The sequence below is a fragment of the Micromonospora sp. NRRL B-16802 genome (assembly GCF_001279555.1).
Taxonomy (GTDB): domain Bacteria; phylum Actinomycetota; class Actinomycetes; order Mycobacteriales; family Micromonosporaceae; genus Micromonospora; species Micromonospora profundi.
This window is the reverse complement of record NZ_LGEB01000132.1, coordinates 188,734-206,861: the sequence shown is the minus strand read 5'-3', so window position 1 is coordinate 206,861 and position 18,128 is coordinate 188,734. Positions and strand designations below refer to the sequence as shown.

Below are 18,128 nucleotides of genomic sequence, written 5' to 3'. Positions count from 1 at the left end.
GGTTGTCGTCTGGCGGGGCGTAACGCCGGTGGGATCGGGGACGACGACCGTGCGGCTGGGCGGGACGCCCGGGCTCGGCAGCAGCGGTACGAGGCCGAGCGGCACGGCGGCCAGGGCGACACCTGGCAGCGCGGCCGCGATTCCAGCGGCTGAACAGGCGGTCCATTGTGCCTGCCGGTGGCAGGCGTCAGGCGTCCGTGGGATGCAGCGTGCGCAGGGTCGTGAACCGTCTGCCCGTGCCGCTCGTGTAACTGGTGACGGGCTTGGCGGTCGTGTCGTCGGGGTATTGCCCAGCGCGACACCGACGACCTGGGGAGGCGCAGTGGGGGCACGATCAGGACGCGACGCCCGAGGCGCGTTGGCCGCTCTGGTGGTCGCCGCGCTGGTGTCGCTCGCCTGCGCCGGCGGTGGGTTGACCGAGCCGCAGGCGGAGCGCCCCGCGCCGGGCCAGTCCCCGGCGTCGCCGGGGGCGGACACCACCCGGGCCGACAGCACCACGAGCGTGGCCGAGTTCGAGCAGGACGTCGCCGACGCGCAGGCGGTCGCCGAGCGCTACTGGGCCGCCCAGTTCAAGGCGTCCGGGCAGCGGTTCGAGCCGATCCGGCGGATCATCCCGTACCAGCGGGAGGGCGAGGTGTCCTGCGGCGGCCAGCCGTTGCCCCGCAACAACGCCGTCTACTGCTCGCGGGGCGACTTCATCGCGTACGACGTCAACTGGTCGGTGGCGGCGTTCCGCCAGGTCGGTGACGCGTTCGTGTTCTACCTGCTCGGGCACGAGTACGCGCACGGCATCCAGGTGCGGCTCGGGATCAACTACAGCTTCACCATCCAGCAGGAGTTGCAGGCCGACTGCATGGCCGGCGCGTACCTCGGCGACTCGGTGCGCTCCGGTGCGCTGACCCTGGCCGAAGGCGACCTGGAGGAGTTCCGGGAAGGAGTGGCGGCGGTCGGTGACGACCCCGACCAGCCGTGGTTCGCCGAGGGCTCGCACGGCACCTCCGAGCAGCGCACCGACTCGTTCTTCCGGGGATACGAGCGTTCGCTGAAGGCCTGCGACCTCGGTTGATCGGGTGTCCAGCCCGGCAAAGCGGCGTTAACCGGGTCACCTCGGCGTCCGTCGCCGGCACCGGTCGTGACCGACCCTGGCAGGATCGCCGATGTCGCCCACGACCCTGGAGGACCCGCTGAGCAGCCATCACCCCGCCGCAGTGCTCTTCGACATGGACGGCACGCTCGTCGACAGCGAGAAGCTGTGGGACGTCGCGCTCCAGGAGTTGGCCCGGGAGTACGGCGGTGAGCTTTCCGAGGACGGCCGGCGGTCGATCACCGGCACCAGCATGGCCGAGTCGATGCGCATCCTGCACGACGACCTGGGCCAGCCCGAGCGGGACGCGGAGATCAGCGCGGCGTGGATCAACGCCCGGATCCTGGAGCTGTTCCGCACCGGGCTGCGCTGGCAGCCGGGCGCGTTCGCCCTGCTGGGCGCGGTCCGCGCGGCGGGCATCCCCACGGCGCTCGTCACCTCCAGCGGCCGTGCGCTTGTCGAGATCGCCCTGGACACCCTCGGTCGGGACAACTTCGACGCTGTGGTCTGCGGCGACGAGGTGGTGGCCGCCAAGCCGCACCCCGAGCCGTACCTGACGGCGGCTCGACTGCTCGACGTACCGATCGAGCGGTGCGTGGCGATCGAGGACTCGGCGACCGGTGTGGCAAGCGCGCTCGCGTCCGGCGCGGCGGTGCTTGCCGTACCGGAGACGCCTCTGCCCGACACGGCAGGCGTACACCAGGTGGAGAGCCTGACCGGCGTGGACCTGGACGTGCTCGCCGGGCTGCTCGCCGACCGAGCCGGCGCGACCGGCTGATTCAGACGTCAGGAGAACCCTGGCCGCAACAGCAGAGGCCCCCGATCGCGATCCGATCGGGGGCCTCTGCTGTTGCCGGTCAGTCGTGGGCGATGGCGCCCAGGACGTTGATCCGGGCCGCACGCACGGCGGGCAGCACCGCGGCCACCACCCCGATGATCGCGGCGAGACCGAGGAAGACACCCATCTGCCCCCACGGCAGGATCAGGTCGGTGATCCCGTCGTCCTTGAGCGCCTCGACCACGGCCGCGCCTAGACCGGCGCCGACCACCACGCCCAGCAGCGCGCCGAACACGGAGATCACCACCGCCTCGACCGTGATCATGGCCATGGTCTGCCCACGGCGCAGGCCGATGGCCCGCAGCAGGCCCAACTCGCGGGTCCGCTCCAGCACCGACAGCGCCAGGGTGTTGATGATGCCCAGCACGGCGATCACGATGGCAAGCGCCAGCAGGATCTGGATCATCGTGAGCAGCCCGTCGAGCTGACTGGTCTGCTGCTCGATGAACGCGTTCCGGTCAGCCACCGACACCTCGGGGCTGTCCGCGAGCAACGACTCCACCTGCGGCTGTACGTCGGCAACGGCGGTGCCGGGCGCCAGCTGGATGTACCCCTGGAAGGGCTGCGGGATCGCGAAGTCCTTCGCCGCCGTCACCGGAAGCACCACAGGGTTCAACAGCTGCCCGGACTCGTAGATGCCGCTGACCGTGTACGTCCGCGCCTCGCCCCGGGTCAACTGCACGTCGACAGTCGAACCCACCGACCAGCCACGCGAGGCGGCAGTGTCGGAACTGGCGAGCATCTGCGTCGGCCCGAGCCGGTCGATGTCACCGGCGGTCGGCTTGGCGCTGAAGATCTGCCGCAGCGACGCGATGTCGCTGCTGGCCCCGACCCAGGTGCTCTCGCCGTTGAGCTTCGCCATGTCGCCGTACTCGCCGGTGACCATCTGCACGCCGGGCAGAGTCTTGGCCTGGTCCAGCACCGCCGGGTCGAAACTCGGCGGGCGCGGGCCGCCCTGGCTCCCGGCGATCACCAGCTCGGCCTTGATGCTGTCCTGGGCGAGCGCGCCGATGCTGCCCTTGGCAGAGTCGAGGATCACCGTGACGCCTGTGACAAGCGCGATGCCGACCATCAGCGCGGCGGCCGTGATCGCGGTGCGGCGCGGGTTGCGCCCGGAGTTGAGCCGGCCCAGCTTGCCCGGCACCGACCAGGAGAAGATCGCCCCGAGCAGGCTCACCACCGGCCGGCTGAGCAGCGGGGTCAGCAGCGCAACCCCGATGAAGGCGAACAGCACCCCGCCCAGGATTGTCGTCAGGGTCTGGCCGCCGGCGTTGCCGCTGAGCCCGAGGAAGAGCAGCACGGCGCCGATGCCGGTGACCACCGACCCGGCCACGGTGACCTTGGTCAGCGGCCGGTCCGGTGTGGCCACGTCCTGCATGGCGGCGATCGGCGGGATCCGGGACGCCCGCAGCGCCGGCAGCAGCGCCGCCACCACGGTGATCACCAGGCCGACGGCGAACGAACCGATCACCGCCGACGCGGGCACACCGACCCCGGCCAGGGCGAGGCCACCGGCCAGCTTGCCGAACAGGAACGCCAGCAGCGCGCCCACGCCGATGCCGGCGGCCAGGCCGAGCACCGAGGCGATGAGCCCCACGGCTATCGCCTCCAGCACCACCGAGCCGATGATCTGCCGGCCACTGGCCCCGATGGCGCGCATCAGCGCCAACTCCCGGGTCCGCTGCGCGACGATGATCGAGAAGGTGTTGAGGATCAGGAAGGTGCCCACCAGCAGCGCCACCGCGGCGAAGCCGAGCAGGATCTTGTTGAAGAAGGACAGACCCTCCTTCAGGCCGTCCGCGGCGTCCGCGGCCAACTGCTCGCCGGTCTTCACCTGGAAGTTGGCGCCGAGGGCACCGGCCAGGTCGTCGCGCAGCTTCTCGTCGGAGACCCCACCGGCAGCGCGCACGGTGACGCTGCTGAACACGTCCGGCTCGCCGAGCATCAGCCGCTGCGCCACAGGCGTGGTGAAGAAGACCTCGTTGGCGCCACCGATCGAGTCCCGGTCACCGCTGTAACCGAAGATGCCGACCAGGGTGAAGTCCCGCTTCTTCGACTCGAACGCGGTGAGCACGCCGACCTTCTGGCCGACCTGCACCTTGGCCGCTGTGGCAAGCGCCTTGTTGATGACGATCTCGTCGTCGGCCTGCGGGGCGCGCCCCTCGCGCAGCCGCAGCAGCTCGCTCTCGCCGGTCCAGTTCTCGCCCAGCTGCGGCGGACCGAACGAGCTCACCACCTTGCCGTTGCTGCCAATGATCCGGGCGCCGTCGGCGGCGACGACGCCGGTCGCCGACGCCACCCCCGGCACCTGCTTGACCTGCTCCACCACCGAGGCCGGCAGCGGATTGGCGGTCTGTTCGCCCTCGAACTCGTCGACATCCACCTTCGGTTTCGCCGCCACGTTCACGTCGATGTCCGAATAGGCGTCGGCGAAGGTCGAGTCGAAGGAGCGGCCCAGCGTGTCGGTGAGGACGAAGGCACCCGAGACGAACATCACGCCGAGCACCACCGCCAGCCCGGACAGGATCAGCCGGACCTTGCGGGCCAGCAGACTCTTCAGTGTCGCCCGGAACATCAGTTGCCCACCTCAGCGGGAGTGTCCAGCTTCTTCATGGTGTCCAGCACCGTCTCAGCCGTCGGCTCGATCAACTCCGAGACGATCTGCCCGTCGGCGAGGAAGACCACCCGATCGGCGTACGCGGCGGCGGTCGGGTCGTGGGTGACCATCACGATGGTCTGCCCGTGCTCGCGGACCGAGTTGCGCAGGAACGCCAGCACCTCCGCGCCGGAGCGCGAGTCCAGGTTGCCGGTCGGCTCGTCGGCGAAGATCACCTCAGGGCGGGAGACGAGCGCCCGCGCGCATGCCACACGCTGCTGCTGGCCGCCGGAGAGCTGCGCCGGCCGGTGATCCAGCCGGTCCCGCAGGCCGACAGTGTCGATCACCGTGTCGTACCAGGCCGGGTCGGGCTTACGCCCGGCGATCGACAGCGGCAGCAGGATGTTCTCCTTGGCGGTGAGCGTGGGCAGCAGGTTGAACTGCTGGAAGATGAACCCCACCTTGTCCCGGCGCAGCTTCGTCAGCCCCGAGTCGCCCAGGCCGGTGACGGTGGTCTCGCCGATCGCCACAGTCCCCCGGGTCACCGAGTCCAGGCCCGCCAGGCAGTGCATGAGCGTCGACTTGCCGGAACCCGACGGGCCCATGATCGCGGTGAACTGGCTCCGTTCGAACTCCGCGCTGACCCCCCGCAGCGCGATGACCTGAGCCTCGCCGCTGCCGTACACCTTCCACACGTCGTTCGCCCGGGCCGCGGCCTGCGCGTGCTGGCCTACCGTCGCGGTCACGTCATCTACCTCTTCCGTCTGTTCCGTCTGTCAACACCGCGCCGCCCCCCGATGGTCCGGCGCGGCAGCTCCATTCTCGGCGCTGGTCACGCCGATCCTGTCCGTCCATGGGCGGACCCGGAGCGGATTTCCGGCTGCGGGTGCACCCCCATGCCGGGTCAGGGTTGCCCCTGACACGACGGCCGGTCGAGCGGATTCCCACCGCCGCAGTCGAGCCTTCCGCCTCACGTCACAGGAGGGTCAACAGCGCCGGGCCGTCTCGGGTCACGGTATGTGACCGCGGCAACCCGGCCGTCCCCCCACGGTGTGATCCTCTGGTACGCCGAGCGGGGTAGTCGCCGGACGGCGCCTACGCCCGGGGTCGGACCAACCCCGACTCGTACGCCAGCACCACCGCCTGTACCCGGTCGCGCAGACCCAGCTTGGTCAGCACGTGCCCGACGTGCGTCTTGATCGTCGTCTCGCTCACCGACAGCGCCGCCGCGATCTCGGCGTTGGACAACCCGCGCGCCACCTGCACGAGCACCTCACGCTCCCGCTCGGTGAGCGCGCTGAGCGCCGACGACGGGGTCGCCGTCGGGTCGGGCAGCAGGTCGGCGAAGCGCTCCAGCAGCCGCCGCAGGATCCGTGGCGCCACCACCGCGTCCCCGCCGGCCACCGTGCGGATAGCCGCGATCAACTCCTCCGCGGGTACGTCCTTGGACAGGAACCCGCTGGCACCGGCGCGCACCGCGCCCACCACGTACTCGTCCAGGTCGAACGTCGTCAGCACCAGCACCCGGACGGGCAGCCGGGTGTCGACGATGGCCCGGGTCGCGGCGATCCCGTCCATCCGGGGCATCCGGACGTCCATCAGCACCACGTCGGGCAGCAGCCGACGGGACAGCTCCACCGCCTCCACACCGTCGCCGGCCTCGGCCACCACGTCCAGGTCGTGCTCGGCGCCGAGCACCATGCGGAACCCGGTGCGCAGCAGCGGCTGGTCATCGGCGAGCAGGACCCGCACCGGCCGCCCGGACGCTGCCCGATCGGTCATCTCGCCTCCCGTTTCCGCGCCGACGCCTCGTCCCGACGCGCCGGTCATCGTCCCGATGCACCGGTCGTCGTCTCGACGCACCGGCATCGTCTCGACGCGCCGGTCGTCGGTTTGACGCAACGGTGCGTCGCGGACGCGTACCGGTGCGTCGCGGACCACCGTAGAGACAGGCCGCTCGCCGTGTCCCGACCGGCCCGGCGCCGTCTCAATCGGGCGCGCGGCCGTCCAGCTGTGGTGGGCGCCCGCGGCGGGCCGTCACTCGTCGGCGCCGGGCGCCACCGGAGCGCTCCGGGCGTCGCGTAGCGGATCGGGGGCGGCCAGCGCGACCGGGAACGGCGGCGGGGTTCCCCCGAAGCTGGGGCACAGGGCCTGGTGGCTGCACCAGTCGCAGAGCCGGCTCGGCCGCGGCCGGAAATCCTGCCGGGCGGTGGCCTGCTCGATGGCTCGCCACAGCGCCACCACGGTGCGCTCGAAGCGGACCAGCTCGTCGGCGTCGGGCGCGTAATCCAACACCTCGGCGTCGCGCAGGTAGAGCAGTCGCAGCACCTTGGGCACCACCCCCCGGGTGCGCCACAGCACCAGGGCATAGAACTTCAGCTGGAACAGCGCCCGCGCCTCGAACGCCTCCCGCGGGGCGCCACCGGTCTTGTAGTCGACCACCCGCAGCGCGCCGTCCGGGGCGACGTCGAGGCGGTCCAGGTAGCCACGGATCAGCAGCTCGTCGTCGACAACCGCCGAGATCAGGCTCTCCCGCTCGGCCGGCTCCAGCCGGGTCGGGTCCTCCACCGCGAAGTAACCCTCCAGCAGCCCCGCCGCCGAGCGTAGGAACTCCACAGGGCCGGCGGGCTCCGCGCCGTCGAAGATCGCGGCCAGCTCCGGCTGCTCGGTGACCAGCCGGTCCCACTGGGGGGCCACCAGGTCGCCGGCCGCGGCCGGGGTGCGGCCCTGCGCGGGCAGGTCGAACAACCGTTCCAGCACGGCGTGCACGAGGGTGCCGCGGGCCTGCTCGATGGTCGTCCGCTCAGGCAGACGGTCGATGCTGCGGAAACGGTAGAGCAACGGGCACGTCTTGAAATCCGCCGCCCGCGAGGGGGACAGCGAGGCCCGCACCGTCGGCGGCGTCTGTGCCGGGGAGGTGGGCTTGGGGCTGGTGACCGGTTCCGCCGTCATGTGCGCAAAGGGTAGGGCACCCGTATGACACCGACCGCCGCCCGCCCGGCGTACGGCAGGTCCGTAGCATCGTGGCGATGGAGCAGACATCTCGGCCGGCGCGCCGGCCCGACCGGTCCGACCGGCGTCCCGGCCTGAGCGTGGGCCGGGTGTTCGGGGTTCCGCTGCACCTCAACGTCTCGATGCTCCTGCTCGCCGTGCTGGTCGCCGTGCTCTACGCCGAGTTCGCCCGCCGGCAGCTGGACCTGTCGCAGATCAGCGGCTACCTGATCGGCTTCGGGTTCGTGGTGTCACTGCTCGGCTCGGTGCTGCTGCACGAGCTGGGCCACGCGCTCACCGCCCGGCGCTACGGCATCGGTGTGCGCGGGATCACCCTGGAGCTGCTCGGCGGGTACACCGAGATGGACCGCGACGCCCCGACGCCCCGGATCGACCTGCTCGTCTCGCTTGCCGGCCCGGCGGTCTCCGCGGTGCTCGGCGTCCTCGCGGTGGCCGCAACCCTCGCACTGCCCCAGGGCACTGTGGCCCACCAGCTCGCCTTCCAGCTCGCGCTGAGCAACGTCATCGTCGCGCTGTTCAACATCCTGCCCGGGTTGCCGCTGGACGGCGGCCGGGCGTTGCGCGCCGCCGTGTGGGGCCTGACAAGCGACCGTCACCGCGGCACCGAGGTCGCCGGCTGGGCGGGGCGTGTGGTCGCCGTCGGCACCGCCGGCCTGGTCCTGCTGCTCACCCTGGCCGACTTCCTGGCGCCCCTGGCGCTCCCACTGATGCTGCTCGTCGCACTCACCCTCTGGCGGGGTGCCGGGCAGTCGATCCGGTCCGCCCGGGTGAGCCGCCGGTTCCCGCTCATCGACCTGTCCCGGCTGGCGCGACCGGTCTGGCCGGTGGCCACCGGCACGCCGCTGTCCGAGGCGCAGCGCCGCCGTGCCGAGGGCGGGCAGCCGGCCGCCGCGCTGCTGGTCACCGACTCCACAGGCCGCCCGGTCGCGCTGGTCGACCCGGCCGCCGCCGCGGCCGTACCCGCCGAGCGTCGACCCTGGTTGGCGGTGGACGCCGTCGCCCGGTCCCTGGGCACACTTCCCACCCTTCCGGTCGGGCTGGACGGGGAGCGGGTGATCGAGGCAGTGCAGACCCACCCGGGCGCGCAGTACGTCGTGACGGCAGGCGAAGATGTCGTCGGCGTTCTGCACATCGCGGATCTGGCGCAGCTCCTCGAACCCAACCGGAAGATGACATCGTGACCGCAATTCCCTCCACCGTCCCGGCCGCCGCCCCGACGCTGACACCCGTGCACCGCGGCCCGTTCCGGCCCGGCGACCGGGTGCAGCTGACCGACCCCAAGGGGCGGATGCACACCGTGACGCTGGAGCCCGGCAAGGAGTTCCACACCCACCGCGGCATCCTGGCGCACGACGCGCTGATCGGGCTGCCCGACGGCAGCGTGGTGACCACCTCCGGCGGCGGCACCGCCTTCCTGGCGCTGCGCCCGCTGCTGTCGGACTACGTGCTGTCCATGCCGCGCGGCGCCCAGGTGATCTACCCGAAGGACTCGGCGCAGATCGTCGCCATGGGTGACATCTTCCCCGGCGCGAAGGTCCTCGAAGCCGGCGCCGGATCGGGCGCGCTCAGCTGCTCGCTGCTGCGGGCCGTCGGCACCGAGGGCGAGCTGCACTCGTTCGAGCTGCGCGACGACTTCGCCCAGATCGCCAAGCGCAACGTCGAGGCGTTCTTCAACGGGCCGCACCCGGCGTGGCAGCTGCACGTCGGCGACGTCGCGCAGTGCCAGGAGACCGGCTTCGACCGGATCATCCTGGACATGCTCACCCCCTGGGAGACCCTCGACATGGTCGAGCGGGCGCTGGTGCCCGGCGGCGTGTTCATCGGCTACGTGGCCACCACGCCCCAGCTCTCCGAGCTCGTCGAGGCGCTGCGCGAGCGCGGCGGCTGGACCGAGCCGCGCGCCTGGGAGTCGCTGGTGCGCGACTGGCACGCCGAGGGCCTCGCCGTCCGGCCGGACCACCGGATGATCGCGCACACCGCGTTCCTCGTCTCCGCGCGCAAGCTGGCCCCGGGCGTCACCGCGCCACCGCGCCGCCGCAAGCCCAGCAAGGGCACCGAGGCGTACGCGCAGCGCCGCCAGGACCTGCGGGAGGCCGAGGCCGCCCGGCAGGCCGCAGCCGCGCAGGCGGCCGGCGCGCAGCCCGACGCGACGGGGGAGATGGAACGGCCGTGACCATCGAGTTGGGCGCCGGCGTGACCAGGCGGATCGACCTGGGCGCCGGCCTCACCGGGCGGGGGAGGGCGGCGGCATGAGCCGACCGGGCTACGGCGGAGGCGACCTGCCCGCGGTGTTTCCGGACTGGTCTCCCTACCAGGACCTGGAGTCGGCGGCGCGGGCCTACCTGCGTGACCCGGACGTCGCCCTGGAGGCGCTCGGCGGGGTGTTGCGCGGCGCCTCGGTGCTCGGCTTCACACTGGAACGCTTCGTGAACGAGGTGAACGGCGTGTGGCAGGAGGTCGTCGTCTGCGACGGCAGCCGGCTGATCCTGTGGCACGGCGAGGACGTGCCGCCGGGGGAGGGGCCGCCGGGATCGATGACCTCGTCGTTGCGCGTGGTGCCGGTGTCCACGGTGACCGAGGTCGGCTGCCGGCGACGCCTCAACCGTTCCGAGAGCGGTGAGATCCGGGTCGACAGCATCGACGTCTACCTGCTGCTGTCCTCGCTGGACGAGGCGCCGCCGAGCGAGGACATGGCCGGTACGCCGCGACACGACGCACTGCGCTTCGGCAAGACCCTGGACGACGGCGGGGCCGGGCAGATCGCCCGGCTGGAGGAGTTCGCCCGGCTGGTCGCCTCGGTGGTCGGCAGGCCCCTGCTCTGAGGCGTACCCCCGGCCGGGCCGCGCGTGGCCCGGCCGGCGGTCGGCTCAGTCGTCCTCGGCGTCCGGGCCGGCCACCTCGACGCCGTCACCGCGGACGACGTGGATGCAGTCGCCCGGGCATTCCTTCGCGGAGTCGATCACTTCGAGTCGCAGGTGCTCGGGTACGTCGACCCGGCTGCCCGGCGCCATCCGCAGTTCACCGTCGGCGCCCTTGACGTACGCCAGCCCGTCGATGTCGAACTCGAAGACCTCCGGCGCGTACTGCACGCAGAGCCCGTCGCCCGTGCAGAGATCCTGGTCCACCCAGACCTGCAACTGATCGGTCGCGACCTCGGCCATTGGTGCACCCCCCATGTTCTCCCGTGCCACCACCCGACGGTACCCGAACGCCCGTACCGGCCCGGCAGACCACCCCTTGGCGATCAAGGTTCAGTGACGAGGGTGTTGCGTGGGACCGAATCGGGCTCATAGCGGCTAGTGTTAGCTCAGAACGTTCAAGCCCCCCGGGGAGGTGGGACGTGGCAGCACGCAGCGACGACGCGGACTCGCGCGCCGCACGGTGGGAGAAGGAAGCCCACGATCTCTCCACGCAGGTCGCGTTCCTTCAGGAGGAACTCGCTCTGGTGCGGCGTAAGTTGACCGAAAGCCCCCGACACGTCCGGCAGCTCGAAGAGCGGCTGGCGGCCACCCAGGCACAGTTGGCGCGGCTGACCGAGAACAACGACCGGCTGGTGAGCACCCTCAAGGAGGCTCGCACGCAGATCGTCACGCTCAAGGAGGAGATCGACCGCCTCGCGCAACCGCCGAGTGGCTACGGCGTCTTCCTGGCCAAGCACGAGGACGGGACGGTGGACGTGTTCACCGGCGGCCGCAAGCTGCGGGTCGCGGTCTCGCCCTCGTTGGACACGGCCGAGTTGCGTCGTGGTCAGGAGGTCCTGCTCAACGACGCGCTCAACATCGTCGACGCGTTCGGATACGAGCGGGTCGGCGAGGTGGTGATGCTCAAGGAGATCCTGGAGGGACCAGGCGGCGGGCCGGGTGACCGGGCGCTTGTGGTCTCCCACTCGGACGAGGAGCGCATCGTGCACCTCGCCGAGACGCTCATCGGCTCGGCGATCCGGGCCGGCGACTCGCTCATGATCGAGCCCCGCTCGGCGTACGCGTACGAGCGGATCCCGAAGAGCGAGGTCGAGGAGCTGGTCCTGGAGGAGGTGCCGGATGTCGACTACAGCGACATCGGTGGCCTCCAGTCGCAGATCGAGCAGATCCGCGACGCGGTGGAGTTGCCGTTCCTGCACGCGGACCTGTTCCGTGAGCACCAGCTCCGTCCGCCCAAGGGCATCCTGCTCTACGGGCCGCCCGGCTGCGGCAAGACGCTGATCGCCAAGGCGGTGGCCAACTCGTTGGCCAAGAAGATCGCCGAGCGGCAGGGCAAGGAGAAGCACACAAGCTTCTTCCTCAACATCAAGGGTCCGGAGCTGCTCAACAAGTACGTCGGCGAGACCGAGCGGCACATCCGGCTGATCTTCCAGCGGGCTCGGGAGAAGGCCGGCGAGGGCACGCCGGTGATCGTGTTCTTCGACGAGATGGACTCGATCTTCCGGACCCGTGGCTCCGGTGTCTCCTCCGACGTGGAGAACACCATCGTCCCGCAGTTGCTCAGCGAGATCGACGGCGTGGAGGGTCTGGAGAACGTCATCGTCATCGGCGCCTCCAACCGGGAAGACATGATCGACCCGGCGATCCTGCGTCCCGGTCGACTCGACGTGAAGATCAAGATCGAGCGGCCGGACGCCGAAGCGGCGAAGGACATCTTCTCCAAGTACATCCTCTCCGGGCTGCCGCTGCACCCGGACGACCTCGCCGAGCACGGAGCCGACCCCCAGGCCACCGTCGCGGCGATGATCGACGCCGTGGTGCTGCGGATGTACTCCGAAACCGAGGAGAACCGCTTCCTCGAAGTCACCTACGCCAACGGTGACAAGGAAGTCCTCTACTTCAAGGACTTCAACTCCGGCGCGATGATCCAGAACATCGTCGACCGGAGCAAGAAGATGGCCATCAAGGAGTTCCTCACCTCCGGTCGCAAGGGGCTGCGCCTGCAGCACCTGCTCGACGCCTGCGTCGACGAGTTCCGCGAGAACGAGGACCTCCCCAACACCACCAACCCCGACGACTGGGCCCGCATCTCCGGCAAGAAGGGTGAGCGGATCGTCTACATCCGCACGCTCGTCTCCGGCGGCAAGGGCGCCGAGGCCGGCCGGTCCATCGAGACCGCAAGCAACACCGGCCAGTACCTCTGAACCACCGGTAGCACCACGGAGCCCGGGACGCGCAACGTCCCGGGCTCCGCTGTGCCGCCCCCACCAGCCTCCGTCGGCACGCCAGCCGGGCACCCCGAGCTGTGGCACCGGATCACCGTCGCACCGAAGATCATCAAGTGCCGACGCGACGCTGCGAGCGGGCGACACCGGAACCCGGCTGCACCGGCGCGCCCCCCTCCCCGAGCAGTCGGACTACGCTCGACATGACGGGGGACCGGGTCGGGCGAGCGAAGCGGGTAGGTCGATGAGCGTAAGACGGATCATGGGCACCGAGGTCGAGTACGGCATCTCCGTGCCCGGCCAGGCCGGAGCCAACCCGATGGTCACCTCGTCGCAGGTGGTAAACGCCTACGGGGCCCGGCCCGAGCTCAACCGGGGCGGGCGCGCCCGCTGGGACTACGAGGAGGAGTCGCCGCTGCGCGACGCCCGCGGCTTCACCTACTCCGGGGCCGCGTACGACCCCGCCGAGGCTCTCGCGGACGAGGACCTCGGCCTGGCCAACGTGATACTCACCAACGGCGCTCGGCTCTACGTGGACCACGCCCACCCCGAATACTCCACCCCCGAGGTCACCACCCCCCGGGACATCGTGCGCTGGGACAAGGCCGGCGAGCGGGTGATGGCCGAGGCGTCCCGCCGGGCCGCCACCATCCCCGGCACCCAGCCGATCCACCTCTACAAGAACAACACTGACAACAAGGGCGCGAGCTACGGCGCCCACGAGAACTACCTGATGCGTCGGCAGACGCCGTTCGCCGACATCGTGGCGTACCTGACGCCGTTCTTCGTCACCCGGCAGATCGTCTGCGGCGCGGGCCGGGTCGGCATCGGGCAGGACGGCGGTCAGAGCGGCTTCCAGATCTCCCAGCGTGCCGACTTCTTCGAGGTCGAGGTGGGCCTGGAGACCACGCTCAAGCGGCCGATCATCAACACCCGCGACGAGCCGCACGCCGACGCCGACAAGTACCGCCGGCTGCACGTCATCATCGGCGACGCCAACCTCTCCGAAATCTCCACCTACCTCAAGGTGGGCACCACCGCGCTGATCCTCACGATGATCGAGGAGAAGGCGCTCACCGCCGATCTGGGCATCGCCGACCCGGTCAGCGAGCTGCGCGCGGTCAGCCACGACCCCTCCCTGTCGCACCTGATGCGGCTGCGCGACGGTCGCCGGCTCACCGCACTTGACCTGCAGTGGGCGTACCTGGAGCGGGTTCGGTCCTTTGTCGACGACCGCTACGGCACCGACGTCGACGAGCAGACCGCCGACGTGCTCGACCGGTGGGAGAGCGTGCTGGACCGGCTCGGCCGGGACCCGATGCTCTGCGCCGACGAGCTGGACTGGGTGGCCAAGCTGCGGCTGCTGGAGGGCTACCGCGAGCGGGAGAAGCTCGGCTGGGGCTCGCACAAGCTTCAGCTCGTCGACCTGCAGTACTCCGACGTACGGCCGGAGAAGGGCCTCTACCACCGGCTGGTCTCGCGGGGGGCGATGAAGACGCTGCTCACCGACGACGAGACCCGCACCGCGATGACCGAGCCGCCGGAGGACACCCGGGCCTACTTCCGTGGCCGCTGCCTCGCCCAGTACGCCTCCGAGGTGGTCGCCGCCAGCTGGGACTCGGTGATCTTCGACGTGGGCCGGGAGTCGCTGGTCCGGGTGCCGATGATGGAGCCGGAGCGGGGCACCCGCGCGCACGTCGGTGCGCTGTTCGACCGCTGCGCAAGCGCCAAGGACCTGCTGGAGACGTTGACCGGAGGCTGAATCCGCGTCCGGATGCCCGTCGTGTGCCGTAACCCGGCGCGCGGCGGGCTTTTCGTCGCCCAGGCGAGGTAAGTTCATCGCAGACGATCGTGGAGGAGGCAGCAATGGCCACTCATGACAGCGGCGGCCAGTCGCAGTCCGGCAAGTCCCGGCAGGGCGAGGAGATCGAGGACGTCACCACCGAGGCCAACCCCGAGGTGGCCGAGCGGCACGCCGAGATCACCGAGGACGTCGACGACCTGCTCGACGAGATCGACTCCGTCCTCGAAGAGAACGCCGAGGAATTCGTGAGGGGTTACGTACAAAAGGGAGGCCAGTGAGCATATAGGGTCAATTCGGACATGCCGAGAAACGAGCGATGATCGGGAAGGCCTTCGCCCCTGCCGAGATTGTGGCGAATGGAAGGCGCTCGATCAGTTCTGTGCGAGTTCGAAGAGACCGGAGGGGCGGGGCAGCTACTGCAAGGTCTGCTTCAACGAGCGGTCCAAGGCAAGCTACGCGCGTCGGGTGAAGGCGAAATTCGACCGTGAGGTGCGCCAAGGGCGCGTCGTGCCGGAGGGGCACAAGCACTGCCCGGCCTGCGGCGAGGTCAAGCCGTTCGATGCCTTTCCCCGCAACCGGGCCGACACGTCCGGCTATGCCACCTACTGCAAGCCCTGCCACAACACCAGGACCAGAGAGACCAAAGAGCGGCTGTACGGCGGGACGCGCGAATACCACCTGCGGCGGCGTTACGGCGTCGGGGAGAAGGAGTTTCAGGAACTCCTCGCCGAGCAGGGCGGCGTCTGCGCCGTCTGTGGCCGCCCCGATCCGGAACATCTGGACCACGATCATCGCACCGGATGGGTGCGCGGGATACTCTGCTTCAACTGCAACGGTGGTCTTGGCCAGTTCCGTGACAGTCCCATGAGGCTGGCCAGGGCGATCACGTACCTGAGAGGAACCACGTGGCAGCGGGCTTTGATCCATCCGGGCGTCTACCAGATGTGTTCACCAACGCGGGGACGTCCTCCTTCACCACGTTCCTGAGTCGGGTGGCCCCCGAGATGCTGCCCGGACGGCGGCCGCTGCCGCCGGGCATGGCCGCCGACCTGGCGCCGCACGCGACAACCATCGTGGCCATCTCGGCCGCCGACGGCGTGGTGATGGCCGGCGACCGACGGGCCACCATGGGCAACCTGATCGCCCAGCGTGACATCGAGAAGGTGCACCCCGCCGACGCGTACTCGTTGGTCGGCATCGCGGGCACCGCGGGCATCGGCATCGAGCTGATGCGACTGTTCCAGGTGGAGTTGGAGCACTACGAGAAGATCGAGGGCGCGATGCTCTCGCTCGACGGCAAGGCCAACCGGCTGGCGTCGATGATCCGGGGCAACCTGGGTGCTGCCATGCAGGGTCTCGCGGTGGTGCCGCTGTTCGCCGGCTTCGACCTGGCCGCTGCCGACCCGGCGAAGGCCGGTCGGATCTTCAGCTTCGACGTGACCGGCGGCCCGTACGAGGAGACCGGTTACGACGCGATCGGCTCCGGTTCGCTCTTCGCGAAGTCGGCTCTGAAGAAGCGTTTCCGGGCCGGCCTGTCCGTCGAGGACGCGACCCGGCTCGCTGTCGAGGCGCTCTACGACGCGGCCGACGACGACACCGCGACCGGCGGACCGGACCTGACCCGCCGGATCTATCCGGTGGTGATGACCGCCACCGCCGAGGGCACCCGTCGGCTGACCGATCCCGAGACGGCAGCTATCGCCGAAGGTGTGGTCAGCGGCCGGATGGAGAACCCGGGCGGCTGAGCCCCGTCCACCCCCACCCGTCAGCAGTCGTCAGCACAGCGCCGTAAGGAGAACCGCCGCCGTGGCCATGCAGTTCTACGCCTCGCCCGAACAGATCATGCGCGACCGTTCCGAGCTGGCCCGCAAGGGCATCGCTCGGGGCCGCAGCGCGGTGGTCCTGAGCTACTCCGGCGGCGTGCTCTTCGTCGCGGAGAACCTCTCCAGTGCCCTGCACAAGGTCAGCGAGATCTACGACCGGATCGGCTTCGCCGCGGTCGGCCGCTACAACGAGTTCGAGAATCTGCGCCGGGCCGGTGTGCGGATGGCCGACCTGAACGGGCTCAGCTACGACCGGCGTGATGTCACAGGCCGCGCGCTGGCGAACGCCTTCGCGCAGACCCTCGGTGCGATCTTCACGGAGCAGTCGAAGCCGTTCGAGGTGGAGATCTGCGTAGCGGAGGTCGGTGCCACGGCCGAGGAGGACGAGCTGTACCGGCTCACCTATGACGGCTCGGTCAACGACGAGCCGGGGCGGATGGCGATGGGTGGCCAGGCCGAGGCGATCACCGGGGTGCTGAAGTCGCAGCACCGTCCGGACATGTCCCTCGCCGAGGCGGCCCGCGTTGCGGTGCAGGCGTTGAGCGCCGTCGGCGGGGAGGGCGGCGCGGCCCGTACGATCGCCGCCAACCAGCTCGAGGTGGCGGTGCTGGACCGCCAGCGGGTGGGGCGTACGTTCCGCCGCATCACGGGCGCGGCCCTGACTGCGCTGCTGGACGGCGACGTCGCCGCCACGGACCAGCCGGCCGAGGCGGGCGGCCCGGACACGCCGGCGGTGCCGACGACGGAGCCGCACAAGCCGACGACGTCGGCGGGCTCCGCCGATCTGGAGGACAAGCCGGCCGACGGCAAGTAACACCAGCACTGCGAGCTGCCCACGGTGGCGGCAGCGCGGCGTCGCCTGCCGGCGGCCAGCGCTGCCGCCATCAGCCGTTGGTAAGCGCTGCCGCCTGCGCTGGTGATTGTTACCCAGGACGGCGCCGACGTCCCTCTGACGAGGATGAACGTCCTGCGGCACGTACCCCCGCCTGGGAACTTCGGCCGGTCAGGCCGGGGCGGGGTTGACGAGCGCCTGGGTGGCGACGAACGCCGCGACGGCGAAGACGAGCCAGGCGAAGGCGCGTTGCAGCCGGTGGGTGGGCAGCCGGGTGGCGAGCCGGCCGGCGGCCAGCGAACCGATGATGGCCGCTGCGGTGAACGCCACTGTGATGCCGTAGTCGAGGGCGACGTCGCCGAGGTGGGCGGCGAAGCCGGCGGCGGAGTTGATGACGATGATGGCCAGTGAGGTGGCGACGGCGGTCGGCATGGTCAGGCCGAGCAGCAGGACCAGCGCGGGGATGATGAGGAAGCCGCCGCCGACGCCGAACAGGCCCGTGAGGAAGCCGACGCTGAGGCCGGCGGCGACAGATTTGGGCAGGCAGCCACGCCAGTTGATGCCGCCACCGGGCAGGGCGCAGTCGCCGCCGGAGTCGTCGGTGTCGCGCAGCATCCGTAGGCCGGCGACGACCATGAGGGCGGCGAAGCCGCCGAGGACGACGCGGGGGTCGAGGAGCCGGTTGACGGCGGCGCCGGCGAACGTCGCCGCTGCGCCCGTGCCGCCGATGACGGCGGCCAGGCGCCACCGCACCAGGCCGGCTCGCAGCCGGGGGAGCAGTGCGGTGGCCGACGAGACGCCGACCACGAGCAGGGACGTGGGGACCGCTGCGGCGAGCGTGAGGCCGGCACCGTAGACGAGGGCGGGGACGGCCAGGATCGAACCGCCCCCGCCGAGCAGGCCGAGCAGGACGCCGACGAGGGCACCCAACCCGATCGCGGCGATCATGCGTCACCTGCTCCCGGCCGACCCGCGCCGGTCGGCCGGGAACGT

General features: G+C 70.7%; 17 protein-coding genes. 11 read left to right on the top strand and 6 right to left on the bottom strand.

The annotated features are described in order from the left end of the window. The first annotated feature begins 322 nt into the window (after positions 1-322). Positions 323-1,066 carry a neutral zinc metallopeptidase gene (locus tag ADK66_RS30225; protein ID WP_053661362.1) on the top strand — a complete coding sequence of 248 codons (744 nt, stop codon included), beginning with the start codon at positions 323-325 and terminating at the stop codon, positions 1,064-1,066. Between the two features lie 142 nt (positions 1,067-1,208). Continuing rightward, complete coding sequence (locus ADK66_RS30220) at positions 1,209-1,862, top strand: HAD family phosphatase (RefSeq protein WP_053661450.1); 654 nt, start codon at positions 1,209-1,211, stop codon at positions 1,860-1,862. A 79-nt stretch (positions 1,863-1,941) separates the two neighbouring features. On the opposite strand, the gene ADK66_RS30215 is transcribed toward ADK66_RS30220, so the two are convergent. The 4 genes from ADK66_RS30215 to ADK66_RS30200 all read right to left on the bottom strand — a co-directional run bounded on the left by ADK66_RS30215 (position 1,942) and on the right by ADK66_RS30200 (position 7,470). Further along, entirely contained in the window at positions 1,942-4,497 is a 2,556-nt protein-coding gene (locus tag ADK66_RS30215; protein ID WP_053661360.1) for an ABC transporter permease, read from the bottom strand. Next, positions 4,497-5,264: an ABC transporter ATP-binding protein gene (locus ADK66_RS30210; protein ID WP_053661358.1), complete on the bottom strand. Its 768-nt coding sequence runs from the start codon at positions 5,262-5,264 to the stop codon at positions 4,497-4,499. The genes ADK66_RS30215 and ADK66_RS30210 overlap by 1 nt, the downstream gene beginning before the upstream one ends. 349 nt (positions 5,265-5,613) lie before the next feature. After that, on the bottom strand, positions 5,614-6,300 hold the full coding sequence (locus ADK66_RS30205) for a response regulator transcription factor (protein WP_053661448.1): 687 nt from the start codon (positions 6,298-6,300) through the stop codon (positions 5,614-5,616). Positions 6,301-6,555: 255 nt separating this feature from the next. Further along, positions 6,556-7,470: a RecB family exonuclease gene (locus ADK66_RS30200; RefSeq protein ID WP_053661356.1), complete on the bottom strand. Its 915-nt coding sequence runs from the start codon at positions 7,468-7,470 to the stop codon at positions 6,556-6,558. A 149-nt stretch (positions 7,471-7,619) separates the two neighbouring features. On the opposite strand from ADK66_RS30200, the gene ADK66_RS30195 reads away from it, so the two are divergent. The 3 genes from ADK66_RS30195 (at position 7,620) to ADK66_RS30185 (ending at position 10,352) form a co-directional block, all read left to right on the top strand. Next, positions 7,620-8,711, top strand: a complete 1,092-nt coding sequence (locus ADK66_RS30195) for a site-2 protease family protein (protein WP_053661447.1) — start codon at positions 7,620-7,622, stop codon at positions 8,709-8,711. Continuing rightward, positions 8,708-9,703 (top strand): tRNA (adenine-N1)-methyltransferase, encoded by a 996-nt coding sequence (locus ADK66_RS30190; RefSeq protein WP_053661354.1) that lies wholly within the window; start codon positions 8,708-8,710, stop codon positions 9,701-9,703. The genes ADK66_RS30195 and ADK66_RS30190 overlap by 4 nt, the downstream gene beginning before the upstream one ends. A gap of 76 nt (positions 9,704-9,779) precedes the next feature. Next, positions 9,780-10,352: a hypothetical protein gene (locus tag ADK66_RS30185; RefSeq protein WP_053661352.1), complete on the top strand. Its 573-nt coding sequence runs from the start codon at positions 9,780-9,782 to the stop codon at positions 10,350-10,352. Positions 10,353-10,397: 45 nt separating this feature from the next. Here ADK66_RS30185 and ADK66_RS30180 read toward each other — a convergent pair whose 3' ends face one another. Continuing rightward, entirely contained in the window at positions 10,398-10,691 is a 294-nt protein-coding gene (locus ADK66_RS30180; protein WP_053661350.1) for a ferredoxin, read from the bottom strand. 179 nt (positions 10,692-10,870) lie between these two features. Here ADK66_RS30180 and arc point away from each other — a divergent pair, with 179 nt between their 5' ends. The 6 genes from arc to prcA all read left to right on the top strand — a co-directional run bounded on the left by arc (position 10,871) and on the right by prcA (position 17,117). Continuing rightward, on the top strand, positions 10,871-12,655 hold the full coding sequence (gene arc / locus ADK66_RS30175) for a proteasome ATPase (RefSeq protein ID WP_053661348.1): 1,785 nt from the start codon (positions 10,871-10,873) through the stop codon (positions 12,653-12,655). 265 nt (positions 12,656-12,920) lie between these two features. Continuing rightward, a complete protein-coding gene (gene dop, locus ADK66_RS30170; protein ID WP_053661345.1) occupies positions 12,921-14,438 on the top strand; it encodes a depupylase/deamidase Dop in 1,518 nt (505 codons plus the stop codon). A gap of 104 nt (positions 14,439-14,542) precedes the next feature. After that, positions 14,543-14,758, top strand: a complete 216-nt coding sequence (locus ADK66_RS30165; RefSeq protein ID WP_030332902.1) for a ubiquitin-like protein Pup — start codon at positions 14,543-14,545, stop codon at positions 14,756-14,758. Positions 14,759-14,945: 187 nt separating this feature from the next. Continuing rightward, positions 14,946-15,467, top strand: a complete 522-nt coding sequence (locus ADK66_RS31175) for an endonuclease VII domain-containing protein (protein WP_231640254.1) — start codon at positions 14,946-14,948, stop codon at positions 15,465-15,467. After that, entirely contained in the window at positions 15,386-16,225 is an 840-nt protein-coding gene (prcB, locus tag ADK66_RS30160) for a proteasome subunit beta (RefSeq protein ID WP_197281689.1), read from the top strand. The genes ADK66_RS31175 and prcB overlap by 82 nt, the downstream gene beginning before the upstream one ends. Positions 16,226-16,286: 61 nt before the next feature. Next, positions 16,287-17,117: a proteasome subunit alpha gene (gene prcA, locus ADK66_RS30155; protein WP_053661342.1), complete on the top strand. Its 831-nt coding sequence runs from the start codon at positions 16,287-16,289 to the stop codon at positions 17,115-17,117. Between the two features lie 189 nt (positions 17,118-17,306). On the opposite strand, the gene ADK66_RS30150 is transcribed toward prcA, so the two are convergent. Further along, positions 17,307-18,083: a sulfite exporter TauE/SafE family protein gene (locus tag ADK66_RS30150; RefSeq protein WP_053661340.1), complete on the bottom strand. Its 777-nt coding sequence runs from the start codon at positions 18,081-18,083 to the stop codon at positions 17,307-17,309. Between the last annotated feature and the right edge of the window lie 45 nt (positions 18,084-18,128).

Coding starts and splice junctions, on each gene's coding strand:
- ADK66_RS30215 (WP_053661360.1), bottom strand. CDS start 4,497: ATGTTCCGGGCGACACTGAAGAGTCTGCTGGCCCGCAAGGTCCGGCTG.
- ADK66_RS30165 (WP_030332902.1), top strand. CDS start 14,543: ATGGCCACTCATGACAGCGGCGGCCAGTCGCAGTCCGGCAAGTCCCGG.
- ADK66_RS30180 (WP_053661350.1), bottom strand. CDS start 10,691: ATGGCCGAGGTCGCGACCGATCAGTTGCAGGTCTGGGTGGACCAGGAT.
- ADK66_RS30200 (WP_053661356.1), bottom strand. CDS start 7,470: ATGACGGCGGAACCGGTCACCAGCCCCAAGCCCACCTCCCCGGCACAG.
- dop (WP_053661345.1), top strand. CDS start 12,921: ATGAGCGTAAGACGGATCATGGGCACCGAGGTCGAGTACGGCATCTCC.
- ADK66_RS30150 (WP_053661340.1), bottom strand. CDS start 18,083: ATGATCGCCGCGATCGGGTTGGGTGCCCTCGTCGGCGTCCTGCTCGGC.
- ADK66_RS30185 (WP_053661352.1), top strand. CDS start 9,780: ATGAGCCGACCGGGCTACGGCGGAGGCGACCTGCCCGCGGTGTTTCCG.
- ADK66_RS30205 (WP_053661448.1), bottom strand. CDS start 6,300: ATGACCGATCGGGCAGCGTCCGGGCGGCCGGTGCGGGTCCTGCTCGCC.